This window comes from Pedobacter sp. UYP30 (assembly GCF_040547165.1).
Lineage (GTDB): Bacteria > Bacteroidota > Bacteroidia > Sphingobacteriales > Sphingobacteriaceae > Pedobacter.
The window spans coordinates 1-1,682 of the sequence record NZ_JBEPPD010000053.1 but is presented as its reverse complement, the minus strand read 5'-3'; the positions used below and the strand labels follow the sequence as shown (position 1 = coordinate 1,682).

1 protein-coding gene is annotated in these 1,682 nt (G+C 34.1%); it reads left to right on the top strand.

From position 1 onward, the window contains the following. Positions 1–132: 132 nt before the first annotated feature. Positions 133–933: a TIGR02391 family protein gene (locus tag ABIB40_RS20610; RefSeq protein WP_354361830.1), complete on the top strand. Its 801-nt coding sequence runs from the start codon at positions 133–135 to the stop codon at positions 931–933. Positions 934–1,682 lie beyond the last annotated feature (749 nt).

Below are 1,682 nucleotides of genomic sequence, written 5' to 3'. Positions count from 1 at the left end.
GTTTACATTAATTCATCAGTTATTTATTTACTTTAGTGCGGTGCGACAATGGTTCTGCAAGTAATGCCATTTCTGCACAAATTTTCAAAACGTTAGCTGTCATTGTAATCTGAAACCCTGAAAATAAAAAAAATGACAAAATCATTTGACGACATAACTCTTAGAAACCTATCGGACATAATTTCGAATATGTTGACGCATACAAAAATATCAGAACACTTATCAAGTGCAGGAATTATTGAAGCAGAGCAAGGCGCAAACAAAACAGACAGAATATTTTACGCTTTAAAAAAACGTCAAGAACAAGATAGATGTGGAAACAACGTGTTATCGTTTGTAATCAGACTTTTAAATCCAAAACGATATAACGAAGAAAGTTCTTTTGAAAACGACCGAACTGCAATTAATGAAAAACTTATCTACGAAGGAATAGAAATTGACGAAAGTGGACAACCTCGTCAAATAGTTAAAGCAAAGACAATTTCAGAAGCCAAAAGTCGCTCTTTAAAAATAAAAGAAAAAGTTCACGGAATTGGTGTTCATAGAGATATCCTACCATACTGTGAGGCAGAATGGTTAAAAGAAAATTATTTTCATGCAATACTCGAAATCACTAAAAGTGTAGCAGAAAAATTAAGACATTTAAGCTCTTATAATTCTGATGGCTGTGAATTGGTCGACGATTGTTTTGGCTTAGGAAAAGACAAAAAACCAATGCTTGCATTCAACACATTGCAAACACTAAGCGAAGAAAGCGAGCATAAAGGTTTTGGAAATTTTTGTAAAGGGTTTTTCAGTATGTACAGAAATCCGAAAGCTCATAGTCCAAAAATATTTGAAGATACTCAACTTACACAAATGACAGAAGTTTTAGTTGTTGCAACAATAATTCAAAATAAACTTGACAATACTTTTAGAACAGGATATAAATAATTTGGTAAAAACAACGAACAGCTAACAGCAAATTTGTGCAAAAATGGCTGACGGTGGTTTAAGTTAATTCATCAGTTATTTACTTAATTTAGTGCTCGCTGACATTGGAACTGCAAGCAATGCCATTTATGCACAAATTTCCAAACCGTTAGCGGTCATTGTTATCTCATAGAATATCGCGTTTTATAAAAATAATTGCCGACCGAACTGAACGAACTTTTTAAAAGTATTTAGCTGAACAATTTCCTCAATTGCGTTTTTTATGACCGACCGAACTACAATTTTAGGTTTCTGCATTTAAGGTTTATTTCGCCGACCAAATCGCTCAATTCAATTTTTTACCGACCTGAACCGACCGAACGAAATCAATTAGCCAAATGTTTCAACCGACCTGAACTCAAATGCAAGGCAGGAAATCGGATTTTTTTTTGCATTTAACAACAAAAAACTCATTGCAAATTGACCGAACTAAATTCATAACTTGCTGACCGAAATGGATTTGCAGAACTTAAATATCGCAAGAATACCAACCACAACGTCCGCTAACAGCAAATTTGCACAAAAATGGCTGACGGTGGTTCAACACAGGTTTTTCGTTAATTATTCAGTTTTGTGCTGTGCGACAATGGTTCTACAAGTAATGCCATTTCTGCGCAAATTTTCAAAACGTTACCTGCAATGCTACGCTGACCGACTACTAATCAATTTTTCCAATGAATAAAAGAAAACTATTGCTACTAATTGAAGAA

Excerpts from the sequence above, each read along its gene's own strand:
- ABIB40_RS20610 (WP_354361830.1), top strand. The coding sequence starts at position 133 with ATGACAAAATCATTTGACGACATAACTCTTAGAAACCTATCGGACATA.